Consider the following 1,903-nt stretch of genomic DNA (forward strand, 5'->3'; position numbering starts at 1 on the left):
CATTGCCGACTTCGGCGCTGGCGCCGACATAGAGCGGCAGGCTGATGATCGGTGCGTCCTCGGTAATGCGGCGGTAAAAGACGGCGCGGGCCAGCAGCTTTTGCCGGCCGACCAGCCGGTTGCTTTCAAGGCCCGACAGGTTGAGGAAGCCGCCCAGCCGGAAATCGCCGAGGCTGCGCCCGTCGCCGGAACTGGTGATGCCGAATTCGCCCGAAAGCAGCAACGTATTGCGGCCGCTGGTGAGCGGCTTCCAGAAACGCCCGGTGACGACGACATAATCCAGATCGCCGCCCAGCCAGCGCACATGATCAGTGAAGCGGAGCGACAGGAAGCTGCCGGTCGTCGGGAAGTTCCGCTGGTCGAGCGTGTCGACCGTGAGGCCGACATGCCATTCGCTGTCGGTCAGGTGCGCGTCGGGACCGAGCGGCCCGCCGATCAGCGTGTCGAGGCGGACGCGCGCAATCGACGTGCCGAAGCGCAGTTCGGCGCGGTTTCCGAACAATATCCCGCCATCGAGCGTTGTGCCGATGCGGGCATCGCGGACTTCGGCGATTGCATGGTCGCCATCATAGAGCAGCGTATCCGTCCGCGACCAGTAGGGGGTGATTTCGGCGAACAGGCGCCCGCCTTCGCCGGGGCTCTGGCCGCGACGGCCCCATTCGGCATAGAGACCGGTTGCAAACAGCAGGTTGGTGCCGACGCGGATGTCGGTGCGCCATTCCGCGCCGGTGTCGAGGAAGTTCCGGTCGGTGTAGGCCAGCCCAACGACGAGGGCGTTGTGGCGGTTGAAATCGGTTTCGATGCCAAGCCCGACTTGCAGCCAGTTGGCGGCCGAGGGGTCGCCGACAGTGGTGACGGTCAGGCCTTCGCCGCCGGGCAGCGGCGCGGGGTCGATGCCGTAGCGGACGGCGCGGAATCCGCCCAGCGCGTAGATTTCCTGCAGGTCTTCCGTCATGCGGCGTGCATCGAGCGGGCGGCCCGGCCGCTGGCGGACGAAGGATTCGATGGTGCGGGTGGGGGTTTCCGAACGGTTGTCGAACTTTACATAGGTCACCTGCGGGGCGTTGCGCGGCGCGCGGGCGGCGCGCGCTTCGAGATAGGCCTGCCATTCGGCGGGCGGCAGGGCATAGGCCTTCAGGCCGTCGAGCGCGGCAATGGCGGCTGCACGGCCGGCTGCGATTGCGGCCTCAGCGTGGTCGAAGCTGGTGGTGGCGATGCCATCGAGCTGCGGGCGGACCAGCACGTCGGCCGGTGTAAGGGTGGCGATCTGGCGGTCGATGTTTTCCCGCCCCAGCAGCAGTTGCAACTGGCCGATGACCGATACGAAGCTGGAGATCTGGTCGCGCCGGTGCAGCGGTGTGCTGACGTCGACGACGATCAGGCGCGTGGCCCCCATCGAGCGGGCGACATCTACGGGGACATTGTCGACGATGAAGCCGTCGACCAGCAGCTTGCCGTCGCGTTCTACCGGCGGGAGGCCGCCCGGCACCGCCATCGAGGCGAAAACGGCGGTTGCGATGTCGCCGCTGCCCATCACCACTGCCTGACCGGTTTCGAGATCGCCGGCGACGGCGCGGAACGGAATGGCGAGATGGTCGAAGTTGCGTTCGCTGCGTGCGGGCGCCAGATATTCGGCAAGCGTCAGGAACAGGTCCTGGCCGCGCAATACGCCCTTGGGCAGCACCAGCCCCCGATCGTCGAAGCTGATGCGATAGTCGATCAGCACGTCGCGTTCGTCGCGTTTGCGGCGGAAGCTCAGACGGTCGCGCGGGACGTCGTCGTTGAAGATCGTCGTCCAGGGAATTTCTTCGGTGATGCGGGTGAGTTCGGCGGGGCTTTTGCCCTGCGCATAGAGGCTGCCGACGACCGCCCCCATGCTGGTGCCGGCGACCACATCGACCGG

General features: G+C 66.8%; 1 protein-coding gene. It reads right to left on the reverse strand.

All coding sequences use genetic code 11. The features are described from left to right. The coding region (locus tag AC16JP_RS01740; protein WP_484338876.1) for a patatin-like phospholipase family protein at window positions 1-1,903 on the reverse strand (1,903 nt) is incomplete at both ends.

Source organism: Sandaracinobacteroides sp. (assembly GCF_057137845.1).